Raw genomic sequence first — 15652 nt, forward strand, 5'->3', positions numbered from 1 at the left:
TGATCTCGTGCTCGCGAATCAGCGCCTCTCAGAGGTCAAGTTCTGATCGTCAAGACGGCCTCAGATTGACGCTTACGCCCGGCCGAACACGTCGGCAAGCAGATCGAGGGCGTCGCCGGCTGTCGGGCCTGCGGCCGAAGCGCTGGCACGCCGAGCGTCGGCAACGAGCACTGCGACCTCCTTGCGCATGCCATCAGCAGCTGTAGTGGTCAACTAGTCCCGGACACTGCGTTAAGTTTTTCTTCCGCAACCGCCGGCGCCAGTCCGTCATTGAACTGATGCGGCCGTATCCAGTTGTACCGGTGCATCAGGTAGTGGCTGATGTCCCGGTGTGCCTCCTGCGCCGACATGTAGCCCACTGACGGTAGCCATTCGGTCTTGAAGCTGCGGAACAGCCTCTCCATCGGGGAGTTGACGCTCCTATGTCAAGAAGCGCGCGTCGAATCGGCCAGATCGGCCAGAATGAGCGGGTACAGTTCCCTGACGATGTAGCGTTTCAGGCAACGATGAATTTCCTTGGTCGACATCCCTTCCTTGGTCCGCCGCTCGATATACGCCCGTGTTCTCGGATCGCTGCGCATGCGCACCATGGCAATGGTCCACAAGGCATTGTTGGCGGATCGGTCGCCGCCTCGGTTTAGGCGGTGTCGGACCGTCTTGCCAGATGACGCTTGCAACGGACTCATGCCACAAAGCGCCGCCAGTGCCGCCTCACTTTTTAGGCGCTCGGGGTTGTCACCGGCGACAGCGATCAGGACAGCGGCCGTTTGCGGTCCGACACCAAATCGCTCCCGAAGTCGTCGAGCATGCTGATTCGTGAGACTCTCGAGCATGGCATCGAGCGCCTTGAGTTCTTCGTCCAACGCAAGCCAGCGCTTGGCCAGCAACCGCAGCGTCGCGGTCAGTGCTTGCAGCACGGGCGTGGTGCCCAGCGAGCGCAGACGTGCGCAACTTGCGATGCATTGCGCGGTCTTCGTCTTGAGAAGACGTTCGCGAATTTCCTGTGGTGCGCAGACCAGCAAAGCTCGCAGCTGATTGATTGCCTGCGTCTTGGCCTTGACAGCACTTCGCCGGGCAACAGAAACGGCGCGCATCGCTTCGGCGGCCCCTGATTGCTCCTTGGGGATTGCCGTTGCCGTTCCGGCGAGAACCGCTCGTGCCGCGTTTTCCGCATCGGTTGGATCGGACTTCCCACGAAACCGGCGAGTTGTCCGGTCAGGTCGATTGACTTCCAGCACCTCGATTTCATGATCTCGCAGCACTCTGGCCAATCCCGCTCCATAGGTGCCGGTCCCTTCAACACCAGCTCGGCGCAGATGGCCGAACGAATTCGCCCAAGTCAGCAGATTGAGATAGCCCGCCATGTCGGTCGACGCGGATAACGTCCCGAGCAGCTTACCTGTGTTGCTGATCACAGCCCCGACATGCGCATCCAGATGCGTGTCGACGCCCAGAATCACTTCGTCTTGTTCCATGCGTGTTTTTTCGTCGTAGTGGGCGCATCGCCAACCCCACTCGCTGGACAGGACACTCACGGTGCATGACAAAGCTCCTATCAGGTCACAAACGCTGGGCCCGGCAACGCTCGGGGAACGCCGGAGCCCGACCGACAGGTCAACGCCAGGGCAACTCGGTCAATCCCAACACGGGTCAGATCGGTCCGACGTTCGAGGCGTATTTTGGACTGAGTGTCCCAACAATTTCCTCGACGGCTCATGCTCTGCTGTATCCGATAGCGCCAGAGGCGCTGACGGAATTTCCGGCTTGCATATTGGCCGCCTTGATCCGAGTGAAACAGCAAGCCTTGCGGTCGACCACGTTGTTCATAGGCCATCTCCAATGCCTGCACGACCAGATCGGCATCAGGGCATGTCGAGAACGCCCAGCCAACAACCCGACGCGTGAACAGGTCGAGTACTACGGCCAGATAATGCCAACGGCCCTGCGCCCAGACATACGTGATGTCACCACACCACACCTGATTCGGCGTACCAACCTCGAATTCGCGATTGAGATGGTTCGGGATATCGATCCGCTCGACCGTGGCCTGCTTGTAGGCATGGCGGCCCGGCTGCTTGCAGATCAACCCGAGTTCTTCCATCAAGCGGCTGACCTTGAAGCGGCCAATCGCCGTACCTTCCTCGCGCATCATGCCCATGATGCTGCGACTGCCAGCAGAGCTTCGACTCTCGATGAACAGCTCGTGTACCCGGCTACGCAGTGCCATGCGCTCGGCATCAACGCGTCGGGCTCGCCCTCGGTGGGCATACAGGCAGGACCGCGACACGTCGAATACCGCGCAGATCAGCTCGACCGATTCGCTTGCGCCAATCTGATCGATTACTTCGTACGTTCGACGCCTTCCGACATCAAGAGCGCGGTAGCCTTTTTTAAAATGGCCTTCTCACGCTCGAGGCGTTCGATACGCGCCTCGAGTTCCTGAATACGCTGTTGATCCGGTGTGATTGCCTTGCCCTGCGGGGTGACGCCCTGGCGTTCCATCTGAAGTTGCTGCACCCAGCGGCGCAGCACCGTCTCGCCGACGCCGACCGAGCGGCTTGCTTCCATATGGCTATAGCCCTGGTCGAGCACCAGACAGGCGGCTTGCTGTTTGAACTCCGGGGAAAACGTACGTCGTTGCTTGCTCATCAGACACCTCTTCATGGCGAACATTCTCGCCTAAATCAGTGTCCGGATTCATTAGACCACTACATTCTGAGTACAAGCTGTTGCGAGTGAGTATGTGCTTATCGCCGCCAACGTCGAACCCGCAAACGCAAAACCGAAGCTTTGCCGGTTCGCCGTCTCGTGACCACGGTCTCCTGTCAGCTCGAGCGTCAACGTAACAGGTACCTGAAAAACCTTTGGCCCGTAGTCTGTCGCCGTTGCTCCGGGCCCGCGCGATATCCGAGTGTCGGCCGCGCAGCACAACGCTTTGAAGTGGTCGCTATACCACAGTGCAACGATAGTCATCGAATCCCCGGTTGGTCATTTTTTAATCGCGCGATGTCGAATCGCTCTGCATCGCGCGCAGTCACTCTACCAAAGACGCAATGCCAAGTCGCTGCCACGCAGATTCGCGTAGCGCATCAGCACTTTAGGGTTCGTATGCCCGGTAATCTTCGCGATCTGAACGTCGCTCAACGTTGTACGCTCGTACAGCCTCGACGTCGCCTCATGCCGCAGGTCATGGAACACGAGATCCGAGCAACCTGCCGCGTCGAATATCCTCCCGAACTGCGCCGATAGCCGAGAGGAGACGCGTGCAAGCACCTTGCGCTTCAGCACCTGCACGCCCTCGGCCCGCATCGACGCCTCCATATCGTCGACCCACGGGAACAAGCGGCCGGAGTCGAAGGTGAAACCGTTCATCTCTGGATCGCCGCCATTCACGGTGACGATGTACCGCTCGTACGCGGCGATCGCGATCGTCGTGAGCGGCACCGAGCGCTTGCTGCCGTTCTTCGTCTTCTCAAGGGACACCGTCCGCCGAGCAACATCAAACTGGTCGACCTCCAGCGTATACATTTCCCGCATCCGCATGGCGGACTCGATGCCAAGCTCGAAAAGGAACACCAGCGCCGGCCGGTACGGGAGATCGAACGCGCGCTCGCGGCCGTTTGGCTTCCCGCCGGCCATCAGTCGTCGAATCTCGGCCTGTTCCGCCTCGCTCGGCCGTCGATCCCGGTGTACGTCCTCTTTCGCGTCAATATCCTGCGCCTCGACCGCGACCCGATCTTCATCGGTGTAGGTTGCATATCGCTTCGGGAGCAGGCGGAGAGGGTTGGTCGCCAACATCGGCGTGCCCGATCTCACCACCCAATCGAAGCAGCGAGCCAACGCACCGACGTAGTGCCGGATCGTTGACGGCGAAAGGTGGTCGTGTCGCTTCATGGCGGTCACCCACTGCTCGACCCACTGGTAATCGAGTGTCGCGAGCGACTTTGCTTTGATGGCCCCTCGTCCGAGGAGCGCATTGAGCACCTGGACGTCGGAATCAGGGACCGATACGCGGCGCAGGTACGCTCGAATGGCGTCCCCTGTTGTCGCGATCGCTTCACGCTGCTCGACCACTTCGTCCGGCACGATGCCGGCATCCAGCAGCTGCTCCAATCGGGCGACGTACGCGTCGCCTTCTTCCTCGGTGTCAAAGGTCAGGGAAAGTGGCTTTGGTAGCAGCTTCGCCCGTTTGATCGTGTATTCCCACGTGCCGGACGGCCGCAGTCGTTTGTTCGCCATGCCTAGATGAACTCGCCTCGACTGCCAATTAGCCGATTGACGGGTGGTTGGCGTCGGTTTTTAGTTGGTTACAGGCGACTTTTTACCACTCTAGGCAACTCTATTACAAGAATGAAAGCGACGCAGAAAAAAGAAAAGCCCTGACGAATCAGGGCTTTATCTCGTTCTACCTGGAGGCGCGAGCCGGAGTCGAACCGGCCTAAACGGCTTTGCAGGCCGCTGCATAACCGCTTTGCTATCGCGCCAAAAGCGGACTGTCCGGATGCCGTGAGGCAAGCGGCAGATTTTTATTCGAGGACCGGAAGTCCATCAAATAAAAAGGGAAGCGTGGCTTCCCCATTACTGGAGCGGGAGACGAGTCTCGAACTCGCGACCTCAACCTTGGCAAGGTTGCGCTCTACCAACTGAGCTACTCCCGCATTGTCCTGCACCTGCAGCGCTTCGCCGACCAACACGCTGCCAGAAAAATCTGGAGCGGGAGACGAGTCTCGAACTCGCGACCTCAACCTTGGCAAGGTTGCGCTCTACCAACTGAGCTACTCCCGCATTGTCCTGCACCTGCAGCGCTTCGCCGACCAACACGCTGCCAGAAAAATCTGGAGCGGGAGACGAGTCTCGAACTCGCGACCTCAACCTTGGCAAGGTTGCGCTCTACCAACTGAGCTACTCCCGCGTATTGCTGCGCTACTGCTTCCCCGTCACACACTTAATTCGTCGTGCAGCGGAGAAGCGAGATTATGTCGAAGGCACATTCGTGTGTCAAGGGCTTTTCCAGCCCTTTTTACAAAAACCGCTGCCGAACCGGCGCAGCAGGTCACGCGCCGCCGCGCTCGCGAATCTGCGGCCATGCGAGCTTCATGTAGTACAGCATCGACCAGATGGTCAGCACCGCGGCCAGGTACATCAGCCACTCGCCCCACACGCGCGTATCGATCGTCACGATGCCGAGCGGCAGCGGCCCATAGAACAGCAGCATCGGAATCGCGACCATCTGGCACGCGGTCTTGAACTTGCCGAGCTGGTTCACCGCGACGCTCTTCGACGCGCCGATCTGCGCCATCCATTCGCGCAGCGCCGAAATCGCGATCTCGCGACCGACGATCACGAGCGCGATCGCCGCGTCGACCCGCGAAATCTGCACGAGGATCAGCAGCGCGGCCGTGACCATCAGCTTGTCCGCCACCGGGTCGAGAAACGCGCCGAACGACGACGTCTGGTTCCACTTGCGCGCGAGGAAGCCGTCGAACCAGTCGGTCAGCGCGGCGAGGATGAAGATCGCCGCCGCCGCGAGATTGCGGTGCGCGCCGCCCATCACCGTGTCCGGCAGATAGAACACGCCGACGACGAGCGGAATCAGCACGATCCGTACCCACGTCAGGAAAATCGGGAAATTGAACGGCATGGCATGCGGGACAGTAAAGGATTCGCAATTGTGCCGTGTCGACCGGCCTGCCACAAGAACGCTGGCAACGCCGCCGGCCGCACGGCCGCGTCAGTGAAGCTGCTTGTAGATCTGCTCGGCGAGCGCGTGCGAAATGCCTTCGACGCTCGCCAGTTCCTCGACACTCGCGGCCACCACGCCGCGCAGCCCGCCGAAGCGCGCGAGCAGCCGCTGCCGGCGCTTCGCGCCGACGCCTTCGAGCTCCTCGAGCCGCGACGTCTGGCGCGCCTTCGCCCGCTTCGCCCGCATGCCGGTGATCGCGAAGCGGTGCGCCTCGTCGCGGATCTGCGCGACGAGCATCAGCGCGGCGCTCTCCTTGCCGAGTTCGAGCGGCGCGCGGCCGTCCGCGAACACGAGCGTCTCGAGGCCGACCTTGCGCCCCTCGCCTTTCGCGACGCCGACCAGCATCGACGTGTCGAGGCCGAGCTCGGTGAACACCTGCCGCGCGATCTCGACCTGACCCTTGCCACCGTCGATCAGCACGATGTTCGGCAGCAGGCTCGACGCTTCGGCCTCGCGCGTCGATTCGCCGTCGATGCCGGCCGCTTCGTCGGCGGCCGCCGCCTGCGCGGCCTGCTCGACCATCTTCTCGTAGCGGCGCGTGAGCACCTGCCGCATCGCCGCGTAATCGTCGCCCGGCGTGATGCCCGTGATGTTGTAGCGGCGGTATTCGCTCGACTGCATCTTGTGATGGTGATAGACGACGCACGACGCCTGCGTCGCCTCGCCCATCGTATGGCTGATGTCGAAGCATTCGATCCGCAGCGTCGCCAGATCGTCGCTGTCGTAGCTGAGCGTGTCCGCCAGCGCACGTGTGCGCGCCTGTTGCGAGCCCTGCTCGGACAGCAGCCGCGCGAGCGCGAGCCGCGCGTTCTGCTCGGCCATCGACAGCCACGCGCGCCGCTGTCCCTGCGGCTGCCGCACCAGCGACACCTTGTAGCCGGCCTGCTCGGACAGCAGCTCCAGCAGGTCGCGGCTCGCCGGCGCATGGCTGACGACGAGCACGGGCGGCACGCGGTTGCCGAGATAGTGTTGCGCGATGAACGCATCGAGCACCTCGGCCTCGACCGACGCTGCGGCCGCGCCGCGCGCGCCGCCGGCCTCTTCCGCAGCCTGATCGGGCACCGCATCGACCGTCGAGCCGACCGTCGCACCGACCGCATCCACCGGTTCGGCCTCTTCGCCGAGACCGCCCTCGGCGAGCGTCAGTGCGCTTTCGACATGCGTCGGGAAATATGCCTTGTCGCCGAGGTGCCGGCCGCCGCGCACCATCGCGAGGTTCACGCACACGCGTCCGCCCAGCGCGACGACGGCCAGGATGTCGACGTCGCTGTCGCTGCCGACCTCGATCGCCTGCTGGTGCAGCACCGTCGCGAGCGAGCTCATCTGGTTGCGCACGGCCGCCGCCTGCTCGAATTTCAGCTCGGCCGCGAACGCGTGCATCTTCTGCTCGAGTTCCTTCATCACTTCGGACTGCCGGCCGAGCAGGAACCGCGCGGCGTTCGACACGTCGACCGCGTAATCCTCGCCGGAGATCGCGCCGACGCACGGCGCCGTGCAACGCCCGATCTGATGCAGCAGGCACGGCCGCGTGCGGTTGTTGAAGACGGAATCCTCGCAGGTGCGCAACTGGAACACGCGCTGCAGGATCTGGATGCTCTCGCGCACGGCCCATGCGCTCGGGAACGGCCCGAAGTACTGGTTCTGCTTGTCGACCGAGCCGCGGTAGTACGCCATCCGCGGAAAACGGTGCGCGGTGAGCTTCAGGTACGGATACGACTTGTCGTCGCGAAACAGGATGTTGTAACGCGGCGCGAGCGCCTTGATCAGGTTGTTCTCGAGCAGCAGCGCTTCGGCTTCCGAGCGCGTGACCGTCGTTTCGATGCGCGCGATGCGCGTGACCATCATCGCGATGCGCGGCGACAGTTGCGTCTTCGTGAAATAGCTCGACACGCGCTTTTTCAGGTCGCGCGCCTTGCCGACGTAGAGCACGGCGCCCGCCGTGTCGTAATAGCGATAGACGCCCGGCATATGCGGCAACTGCGCAAGGATCTTCTTCGGTTCGAACGGAGTATCGGAGGCTTCTGGGGATGTCATGCGTGATCCGGGCGCCTTGTAACGCGGAACGGGTCTATTAGAATCGCCAGTTTAGAGCATTCACCCGCCCGCTTCGATGCCACACCCCGCCGCTGCCCCCCTCTCCGCCGTCCCGCTCGCGCCGGGCGAACCGATCGCCTGCGACCTCTTCTGCACGGTGATCGACAATTTCGGCGACATCGGCGTGTGCTGGCGCGTCGCGCGCCAGCTCGCGCACGAGCACGGCTGGCAGGTTCGGCTGTTCGTCGACGACCTGCACACGTTCGCGCGCCTGCTGCCCGAAGTCGATCCCGACGCGGGGCGGCAAACGGTCGATGCGATCGTGATCGAGCACTGGCACGCGGAAGTCGGCGACGCGCTGGACATCGCCGATGTCGTGATCGAGGCATTCGCGTGCGAACTGCCCGGCCCGTATCTCGCGGCGATGGCGCGGCGCGCGCGGCGCCCCGTGTGGATCAACCTCGAATACCTGAGCGCCGAGGACTGGGTCGCCGATTTCCATTTGCGGCCGTCGCCGCATCCGCGCTACCCGCTGCTGAAGACGTTCTTCTTCCCGGGCCTGTCGGCCGGGACCGGCGGCGTGCCGAAGGAGTGCGACCTCGACACGCGCCGCGCGGCCTTCGACGCCGATCCGTCAGCGCGCGCCGCGTGGTGGCAGCGCGCGACCGGCGGCCCGCCGCCAGCGCCCGGCACGACGGTCGTCAGCCTGTTCGCCTACGAGAATCCGGCCGTCGACGCACTGCTCGCGCAGTGGCGCGACGGTCCGTCGACGGTCGTTGCGCTCGTGCCGGTCGGGCGGCTGTCGCCCGCCGTCGCGCGGTTTTTCGGGGTCGAAGCGTTCGAGGCGGGCGCCCACGTGCACAGCGGCAACCTGACCGCCCATGGCCTCGCGTTCGTGCCGCAGGCCGACTACGACCCGCTGCTGTGGGTCGCCGATCTCAATTTCGTGCGCGGCGAGGATTCGTTCGTGCGCGCGCAATGGGCGCGCAAGCCGTTCGTGTGGCACATCTACCCGCAGGCCGACGACGTGCACCTGCCCAAGCTCGACGCCGCACTCGCGCACCTGTCGGCCGGCCTCGCCGATGCGCCGCGCGTGGCGCTCGAACGGTTCTGGCATGCATGGAACGGCGCCGGCACGCCCGACTGGGCCGATTTCTGGCAACATCGCGCCGCGCTGCACGCCAATGCACGCCGCTGGGCCGACGCGCTCTCGGCCGTCGGCGATCTCGCGGGAAAGCTGGCGGAATACGCAAAATCTCAGTTAAAATAAGCGGTTATCCGACGGCTGACCACGCAAGCGCTCGCGTTTGGGCGCTTGGCGCCCCCCGGAACGCCCCGCCGCTTGCGCCGTCAGCCGTTGCGCAACGCTCAGGCACCTATTTATTTGATTGGATCAGGACAGTTTTTATGAAGACCGCACAGGAACTCCGCGTAGGCAACGTCGTGCAGATCGGCAGCGAAGCATGGGTCATCGCAAAGGCGGAATACAACAAGTCGGGCCGTAACTCGGCCGTCGTCAAGATGAAGATGAAGAACCTGCTGACGAACGCAGGTCAGGAATCGGTCTACAAGGCTGACGACAAGTTCGACGTCGTCGTGCTCGACCGCAAGGAAGTGACGTACTCGTACTTCGCCGACCCGATGTACGTGTTCATGGACGCCGACTACAACCAGTACGAAGTCGAAGCCGAAATGATGGGCGAAGCGCTGAACTACCTCGAAGACGGCATGGCTTGCGAAGTCGTGTTCTACAACGAGAAGGCGATCTCGGTCGAACTGCCGACGATCCTCGTTCGCGAAATCACCTACACGGAACCGGCCGTGAAGGGCGACACGTCGTCGGGCAAGGTGCTGAAGAACGCGAAGCTGGCGACCGGCTTCGAACTGCAAGTGCCGCTGTTCTGCAACACCGGCGACAAGATCGAAATCGATACGCGCACGAACGAATACCGCAGCCGCGCGTAATCGTCGGCGATACCCGCATCGAACAAAGCGCCCTTCGGGGCGCTTTTTGTTTGTCTGGCGTCAACAGCTGCCACAACTCGGCGCCGGAAGCAGCACAAAAGCCACCGGTAAAGATATTCAATTTGTATCATCGGTAACTGTTTTATAGCGCCGGAGAAATAATGCGCGTGACGCGTTCGGTGGGGCATAAAATCAGTCTTTAATCCGACATGCGGCTGCGGTCCGCTGGCCGACAGCCCGCCTCTCTTGACTCGACTCGCGTCCACCATGCCACACGCCCTGATTGTCGAAGACGATCCCAACAGCCTGTCAGGCCTCACCGCGCTGCTCGCCGCAGACGGCTTCTCGGTCGACACGGCCACGTCGCTCGCCGAAGCGCGCACGGCGCTCGGCCGCTCGATCCCCGACGTCGTGCTCGTCGACCTGAACCTGCCGGACGGCAGCGGGTTCGACCTGCTCCAGCACCTGCCGCAGCAACAGCCGAACGGCTCGCTGCCCGTAATCGTGCTGACCGGCAACGCGACGGTCGAGAGCGCCATCGAGGGCCTGCGTCACGGCATCTGGGACTACCTGCTCAAGCCGATCAACATCCCGCGTCTGCGCAGCCTGCTCGCGCGGATTCCCCGCCCGTACGAACTGATCGACGAAGTGCAGTCGCTGCGTGCGTCGCTGCGCCATCTCGGCCGCTTCGGCGCGCTCGTCGGTCGCAGCGACGCGATGCAGCACGTGTACGACATGATCGAGCACAACGCCCGCACCGAAACGGCCGTGCTGTTCTCGGGCGAAGCCGGCACCGGCAAGAAGCTGGCCGCGCGCACGCTGCACGAACTGAGCCGGCGCCGCAAGGGGCCGTTCGTCTCGTTCGACTGCCGGATGCTCGCGCAGGCCGGCCGGCACGGCGCGTCGCTCGACAGCGTGCTGTTCGGCCATGAACGCGGCGCGTTCGACGGCGCCGAACGCCGCGAATCGGGCCTGTTCGAGCAGGCCGGCGGCGGCACGCTGTTCCTCGACGAAATCACCGCATTGCCGCTCGTGCTCCAGGAAGCGCTGCTGCACGCGCTCGATTCGCAGAACTTCATGCGGATCGGCGGCACGAGTTCGATCACCAGCGATTTCCGGCTGATCGCGGCCACGCGCCGTCCGGCGCGCGAAGCGGTGGCGAACGGCACGCTGCGCGAGGATCTGTGGCTGCGTCTCGACGCGGCGTCGATCACGATGCCGCCGCTGCGCGAGCGCGACGGCGATGCGCTCGCGATCGCGGACGCGCAGATCGACGAACTGAACCGCGAAGCGCGCGCGACCGGCCGCAGCACGACCGACAAGCGCGCGGCGCCAGGCTTCGTGCGCGATTGTCTGTCGTACGAATGGCCGGGCAACGTGCGCGAACTGCAGGAACGCGTGCGTTTCGCGTACGACGCATCGGGCGACTTCATCGAGACGCTGCGTGCCGGCGAGGCCAGCTTCTCCGCCGGCGCCGCGCTGAACGGCAGCAGCGTGCAGATCAAGGTCGGCACGCCGCTGTCGGACGTCGAGGATCTGCTGATCCGCGCGACGCTCGACGCGGTCGGCGGGACGCGCCACCGTGCGGCGACGCTGCTCGGCATCAGCCCGAAGACGCTGTACAACAAGTTGCAGCGCATGAAGGTGAACTGAGCGGCGGGCGCCTGAATACGGGCGCTGGTCGGATCTGACCGTTAGTTGCGTCTACAGTTGTTCCGGCGACCACCCGAATCGGGCTGTCGCAATTCGCAAAAAAAGCCGCGCTGCTGCGCGGCTTTTCGTTTGGGGCGACCGAAACGGTGCGACCCGCGCCATCCCCGCCCGCTTACGCCGGCGCGCTCTTCAACAGCGCCTGCGCCTGCAGATACTCGGGCTGCGCGATCAGCTTGTCCCACTTGAGCGCCTTGCCGCGCGCGCGCATCCGCTTGATGCGCCGCGCCGACTCGGCCGAAGCCCGCGCCTTCAATCCGTTCAGCACGACTTCCGCCGCGTCCGGCTGGTTGCAGACGAGCACCATGTCGCAACCGGCCGCGAGCGCGGCGTCGGCTGCCTGCGTGAGCGTGCCGCCTTCGCGCGCGGCTTCCATCGACAGGTCGTCGCTGAAGATCGCGCCCGTGAAGCCGAGCTTGCCGCGCAGGATGTCCTGCAGCCACACGCGCGAGAACCCGGCCGGCCGCTTGTCGACCTGCGTGTAGATCACGTGCGCGGGAATCACCGCGGACAGCGATAGCCCGAGCCAGTCGTACGGCGCGACGTCCTGCTCGATGATCGCATCGAGCGGGCGGTCGTCGGTCGGCAGCGCGACGTGCGAATCGGCCTCCGCGAAACCGTGCCCGGGAAAATGCTTGCCGCAGTTCGCCATGCCGGCGAGCGACAGCCCGTGGTTCAGGCTCTTCGCGAGCAGCGTGACGACGCGCGGATCGCGATGGAACGCACGATCGCCGATCACCTTCGAGTGCCCGTAGTCGAGGTCGAGCACGGGCGTGAAGCTCATGTCGATCCCGCACGCGCGCAATTCGGCAGCGAGGATGTAGCCAACGGCGGTCGCGACCTTCGTCGCGAGCAGCACGTCGCGATCCCACAGTTCGCCGAGGCGGCGCATCGCGGGCAGCACCGTGAAGCCGTCGGTGCGGAACCGCTGCACGCGCCCGCCCTCGTGATCGACGGCGATCAGGATGTCTTCGCGCACCGCGCGGATCGCGTCGGTCAGCGCGGTCAGTTGCGCACGATTCTGGAAGTGCCGCGCGAACAGGATCACGCCGCCGGTATTCGGATGCGCGAGGCGCCGCGCATCGTCGCGCGACAGGGTCGTGCCGACGACGTCGAGCATGACCGGGCCGGGAGTCGTTTTCATCAGATCGGGAATTCCGTCAGGAGGAGGTTCGGGAAACAGGTGCAGGGGCACGCGCGGCGGCCGTTTCAGCGTCCGTCTCGGCGACCACGAACGACACCGCGTAGTCGCGTTCGTCGCTGACCGTCACGCGCGCCGTGATGCCGCGCGCGGCCAGCCAGTCGGCCAGCTCGCCCGACGCGACCACGTACGGCTCGCCGCTCGGGTGGTTGAGCGTCTGCAGCGCGCGCCACGTCATCGGCCAGTGCATGCCGAGCCCGATCGCCTTCGAGAACGCTTCCTTCGCGGAGAAGCGCGTCGCGAGAAACGCGATGCCGCGCGCCTCGGAGCGTGCGCGCCGCGCGTGGAACACGCGCAGTTCGTCGGGGCCGAGCACCTTCTCGGCAAACCGGCCGCCCGTGCGTTCGAGCACGGCCGCGACGCGGCTCACCTGCGCGATGTCGGTACCGATGCCGTAGATCGCCATGTCAGTCTCCGCCGGAGTGGCCCGGCGAGCCCGGGTCAGGCGCGTCGCACACGACGTGCGGGGCGCGGCAGCCTCGCATCGTCACCGTGCGCCGCCGTGCAGCGCGGCGACGCGTGCGGCGACCATGATCGCCTTCATCTCGCGCACCGCGTTGTCCCAGCCCGCGAAGATCGCGTGCGCGACGATCGCGTGGCCGATGTTCAGTTCGACGATGCCGTCGATCGCGGCGATCTGCTGCACGTTCGTGTAGTGCAACCCGTGGCCCGCATTGACCTTCAGGCCCAGCCGCGCGCCGGCCTGCACGCCCGCGACGATACGCTCGTATTCGCGCTGCTGCTCCGCTTCGTCGTGCGCTTCGGCGTAGCGGCCCGTATGCAGCTCGATCACCGGCGCGCCGGCTTCGTGCGCGGCGCGGATCTGCGTGTCGTCCGGGTCGATGAACAGCGACACGCGCACGCCCACGTCGGCGAGCTGCTTGCACGCCGCGCGCACGGCCTCGAAGTGGCCGGCCACGTCGAGACCGCCTTCGGTCGTCAGCTCCGCGCGCTTCTCCGGCACGAGGCACGCGTCGTGCGGACGCACTTCGCACGCGATGTCGAGCATCTCGGCCGTCACCGCGCATTCGAGATTCATGCGCGTCTTCAGCAGCGGGCGCAGTTCGCGCACGTCGGCGTCGACGATGTGACGACGATCCTCGCGCAAATGCAGCGTGATCGCATCCGCACCGGCCTCTTCGGCGGCGAGCGCCGCGCGGATCGGATCGGGATAGCGTGTGCCGCGCGCATTGCGCAGCGTCGCGACGTGGTCGATGTTCACGCCGAGGTCGATGGCGGTGGGCGTGGTCAGGAAGAAGCTCATAGGTTTTGCAGGTCGATCAGGATCTGACGCGTGGCGAGCGGCGTGCCGCCGAGATAGGTGTTCAGCAGGAAGCGCATCAGCGTCTTGCTCTGCGCGACCGTCTGGGCTCGATGGTAATCGTCCTGCTCCATGTCGAGCAACGTCTGCCCGGTGATGACCGGCCAGTGCGACGGCACGTCGTCGTCCGCATTGCGCACGCCGCGCTCCGGATCGAACACGTAGCGGCGCTCGGGTTCGACCGCGCGACGCGCGACCGTGCGGTTCAGCGCCATCGCATAGCCGGTCTCGCGCAGCAGCACGCGCTCGAACGAGCGCAGCACCTGCACGGCGGGCTCGCCGTGCGCGAGACGCGTGAGCGTCAGCACGTAATGATTGAACAGCGGCGGCTGCGGATCCTCGCGCGCGCAGAATTTCACGAGCAACTCGTTCGCGTAGAAACCGCACAACAGTCCGTCGCCGCCGAGCGGCAGCATCCCGCCGACCCACTCGGCGCCCGTCAGCGTGCGCACCTCGGATTTGCCGGACCACGACAGCAGCAGCGGCTGGAAGGTCTGCAATACGCCGCGCAACGCGGAGTGCGGGCGCTTCGCGCCCTTCGCGACGAGCGCGAGCCGGCCGTGGTCGCGCGTCAGCACGTCGACGATCAGGCTCGTTTCCCGATACGGGTAGCTGTGCAGCACGAACGCCGGCTGCTCGGCGACGCGGAAATCGGACGTGCGAGACGTCGCGCGCCGCGCCTTGCGCGGCGGTTCGGGCGGTGCCGGCAGCGGCGCGTCGTTCGCGCCGGCCGTCACCGCGTCTTCGGTCGACGTCAGCGCGTCATTCGTACCCATAGGCACGCAGCCCCGCCTCGTTGTCGGCCCAGCCGCTCTTCACCTTCACGAAGGTCTCGAGGTACACGGGGCCGTCGAACAGCTTTTCCATGTCCATCCGCGCCTCGGTGCTGATCTGCTTGAGCTTCTCGCCCTTCTTGCCGATCACCATCGCCTTGTGCGAATCGCGCTCGACGAGGATCGTCGCGAAGATGCGCTTCAGGCGGCCCTCCTCCTCGAACTTGTCGATCAGCACGGTGCTCGTGTACGGCAGCTCGTCGCCGGTCCAGCGGAATACCTTCTCGCGCAGGATTTCGGCCGCGAGAAAGCGCGAGCTGCGGTCGGTCAGTTCGTCCTCGCCGTAGATCGGCTCGCCTTCCGGCAGGTACGGCTTGATCGTGTCCAGCAGGCGCTTGATGTCTTCCGGCTTCTGCGCGGACAGCGGCACGAGCTCGGTGAACTCGCGCAGCCCGCTCACCTTCTGCATGAACGGGAACAGCGTGGCCTTGTCGTTCACGCGGTCGATCTTGTTCGCGATCAGCAGCGTCGGCATGCCGGGCGGGATCAGGTCGAGCACCTTCTGATCGTCGGGCCCGAAGCGGCCGGCCTCGATCACGAACAGGATCACGTCGACCGACGTCAGCGTCGACGTGACCGCGCGGTTCAGCGAACGGTTCAGCGCGGTGCTGTGACGGGTCTGGAAGCCGGGCGTGTCGACGAACACGAATTGCGCGTCGTCGAACGTGTTGATGCCGGTGATGCGGTGACGGGTCGTCTGCGCCTTGCGCGACGTGATGCTGATCTTCTGGCCGACGAGTGCGTTCATCAACGTCGACTTGCCGACGTTCGGGCGGCCCACGATCGCGATCATGCCGCAACGGAAACCGGTAGGAGCGGGAGTGTTCATATCGTTTGGGAGACAG

At 64.7% G+C, this 15652-nt stretch carries 12 protein-coding genes, 4 tRNA genes and 2 pseudogenes; 3 read left to right on the plus strand and 15 right to left on the minus strand.

Features of this window, described 5'->3' with window-relative positions; all coding sequences use genetic code 11:
- Positions 1–209 precede the first annotated feature (209 nt).
- The 10 genes and pseudogenes from J8I35_RS32655 to uvrC form a co-directional block, all read right to left on the minus strand.
- Positions 210–413: pseudogene (locus J8I35_RS32655) on the minus strand (integrase core domain-containing protein); the annotation flags it as partial.
- Positions 414–425: 12 nt separating this feature from the next.
- Positions 426–1475: an IS110 family transposase gene (locus J8I35_RS32660; protein WP_209929151.1), complete on the minus strand. Its 1050-nt coding sequence runs from the start codon at positions 1473–1475 to the stop codon at positions 426–428.
- Between the two features lie 215 nt (positions 1476–1690).
- Positions 1691–2649, minus strand: a pseudogene (locus tag J8I35_RS32665) (IS3 family transposase); the annotation flags it as partial.
- 390 nt (positions 2650–3039) lie between these two features.
- Positions 3040–4239 carry a site-specific integrase gene (locus J8I35_RS32670; RefSeq protein ID WP_209929156.1) on the minus strand — a complete coding sequence of 400 codons (1200 nt, stop codon included), beginning with the start codon at positions 4237–4239 and terminating at the stop codon, positions 3040–3042.
- A 171-nt stretch (positions 4240–4410) separates the two neighbouring features.
- Positions 4411–4484 (minus strand) — tRNA-Cys (locus J8I35_RS32675).
- 98 nt (positions 4485–4582) lie between these two features.
- A tRNA-Gly gene (locus J8I35_RS32680) sits at positions 4583–4658 on the minus strand.
- 51 nt (positions 4659–4709) lie between these two features.
- A tRNA-Gly gene (locus J8I35_RS32685) sits at positions 4710–4785 on the minus strand.
- Positions 4786–4836: 51 nt separating this feature from the next.
- Positions 4837–4912: transfer RNA gene (locus J8I35_RS32690), tRNA-Gly, on the minus strand.
- A 141-nt stretch (positions 4913–5053) separates the two neighbouring features.
- Positions 5054–5641 carry a CDP-diacylglycerol--glycerol-3-phosphate 3-phosphatidyltransferase gene (gene pgsA, locus J8I35_RS32695; protein ID WP_006482193.1) on the minus strand — a complete coding sequence of 196 codons (588 nt, stop codon included), beginning with the start codon at positions 5639–5641 and terminating at the stop codon, positions 5054–5056.
- Positions 5642–5731: 90 nt separating this feature from the next.
- Positions 5732–7777: an excinuclease ABC subunit UvrC gene (gene uvrC / locus J8I35_RS32700; protein WP_209929159.1), complete on the minus strand. Its 2046-nt coding sequence runs from the start codon at positions 7775–7777 to the stop codon at positions 5732–5734.
- A 76-nt stretch (positions 7778–7853) separates the two neighbouring features.
- On the opposite strand from uvrC, the gene earP reads away from it, so the two are divergent.
- From earP to J8I35_RS32715, 3 genes are all read left to right on the plus strand, one after another.
- The gene (gene earP / locus J8I35_RS32705) at positions 7854–9047 is read left to right on the plus strand and encodes an elongation factor P maturation arginine rhamnosyltransferase EarP (protein ID WP_209929161.1); all 1194 of its coding nucleotides are present in this window, start codon (positions 7854–7856) and stop codon (positions 9045–9047) included.
- A 137-nt stretch (positions 9048–9184) separates the two neighbouring features.
- On the plus strand, positions 9185–9742 hold the full coding sequence (efp, locus tag J8I35_RS32710) for an elongation factor P (protein WP_044844759.1): 558 nt from the start codon (positions 9185–9187) through the stop codon (positions 9740–9742).
- A gap of 267 nt (positions 9743–10009) precedes the next feature.
- Positions 10010–11395 carry a sigma-54 dependent transcriptional regulator gene (locus J8I35_RS32715; RefSeq protein WP_050011458.1) on the plus strand — a complete coding sequence of 462 codons (1386 nt, stop codon included), beginning with the start codon at positions 10010–10012 and terminating at the stop codon, positions 11393–11395.
- Positions 11396–11567: 172 nt separating this feature from the next.
- Here the strand turns inward: J8I35_RS32715 and nagZ are convergent, their stop codons facing one another.
- The 5 genes from nagZ to era all read right to left on the minus strand — a co-directional run bounded on the left by nagZ (position 11568) and on the right by era (position 15636).
- Positions 11568–12596: a beta-N-acetylhexosaminidase gene (nagZ, locus tag J8I35_RS32720; RefSeq protein ID WP_209929165.1), complete on the minus strand. Its 1029-nt coding sequence runs from the start codon at positions 12594–12596 to the stop codon at positions 11568–11570.
- 16 nt (positions 12597–12612) lie between these two features.
- The gene (acpS, locus tag J8I35_RS32725) at positions 12613–13059 is read right to left on the minus strand and encodes a holo-ACP synthase (protein WP_124556917.1); all 447 of its coding nucleotides are present in this window, start codon (positions 13057–13059) and stop codon (positions 12613–12615) included.
- Positions 13060–13140: 81 nt separating this feature from the next.
- Complete coding sequence (gene pdxJ, locus J8I35_RS32730) at positions 13141–13917, minus strand: pyridoxine 5'-phosphate synthase (RefSeq protein WP_050011462.1); 777 nt, start codon at positions 13915–13917, stop codon at positions 13141–13143.
- Entirely contained in the window at positions 13914–14750 is an 837-nt protein-coding gene (recO, locus tag J8I35_RS32735) for a DNA repair protein RecO (RefSeq protein ID WP_006476492.1), read from the minus strand. Before recO ends, pdxJ begins: the two co-directional genes overlap by 4 nt.
- Positions 14737–15636 carry a GTPase Era gene (gene era, locus J8I35_RS32740; RefSeq protein ID WP_050011463.1) on the minus strand — a complete coding sequence of 300 codons (900 nt, stop codon included), beginning with the start codon at positions 15634–15636 and terminating at the stop codon, positions 14737–14739. The genes recO and era overlap by 14 nt, the downstream gene beginning before the upstream one ends.
- Between the last annotated feature and the right edge of the window lie 16 nt (positions 15637–15652).

Source organism: Burkholderia sp. CpTa8-5, from assembly GCF_017815045.1.
Classification (GTDB): Bacteria; Pseudomonadota; Gammaproteobacteria; order Burkholderiales; family Burkholderiaceae; genus Burkholderia; species Burkholderia sola.

Coding starts and splice junctions, on each gene's coding strand:
- pdxJ (WP_050011462.1), bottom strand. CDS start 13,917: ATGAGCTTCTTCCTGACCACGCCCACCGCCATCGACCTCGGCGTGAAC.
- acpS (WP_124556917.1), bottom strand. CDS start 13,059: ATGGCGATCTACGGCATCGGTACCGACATCGCGCAGGTGAGCCGCGTC.
- J8I35_RS32715 (WP_050011458.1), top strand. CDS start 10,010: ATGCCACACGCCCTGATTGTCGAAGACGATCCCAACAGCCTGTCAGGC.
- earP (WP_209929161.1), top strand. CDS start 7,854: ATGCCACACCCCGCCGCTGCCCCCCTCTCCGCCGTCCCGCTCGCGCCG.
- nagZ (WP_209929165.1), bottom strand. CDS start 12,596: ATGAAAACGACTCCCGGCCCGGTCATGCTCGACGTCGTCGGCACGACC.
- J8I35_RS32660 (WP_209929151.1), bottom strand. CDS start 1,475: ATGGAACAAGACGAAGTGATTCTGGGCGTCGACACGCATCTGGATGCG.
- efp (WP_044844759.1), top strand. CDS start 9,185: ATGAAGACCGCACAGGAACTCCGCGTAGGCAACGTCGTGCAGATCGGC.
- era (WP_050011463.1), bottom strand. CDS start 15,636: ATGAACACTCCCGCTCCTACCGGTTTCCGTTGCGGCATGATCGCGATC.
- J8I35_RS32670 (WP_209929156.1), bottom strand. CDS start 4,239: ATGGCGAACAAACGACTGCGGCCGTCCGGCACGTGGGAATACACGATC.
- uvrC (WP_209929159.1), bottom strand. CDS start 7,777: ATGACATCCCCAGAAGCCTCCGATACTCCGTTCGAACCGAAGAAGATC.
- recO (WP_006476492.1), bottom strand. CDS start 14,750: ATGGGTACGAATGACGCGCTGACGTCGACCGAAGACGCGGTGACGGCC.
- pgsA (WP_006482193.1), bottom strand. CDS start 5,641: ATGCCGTTCAATTTCCCGATTTTCCTGACGTGGGTACGGATCGTGCTG.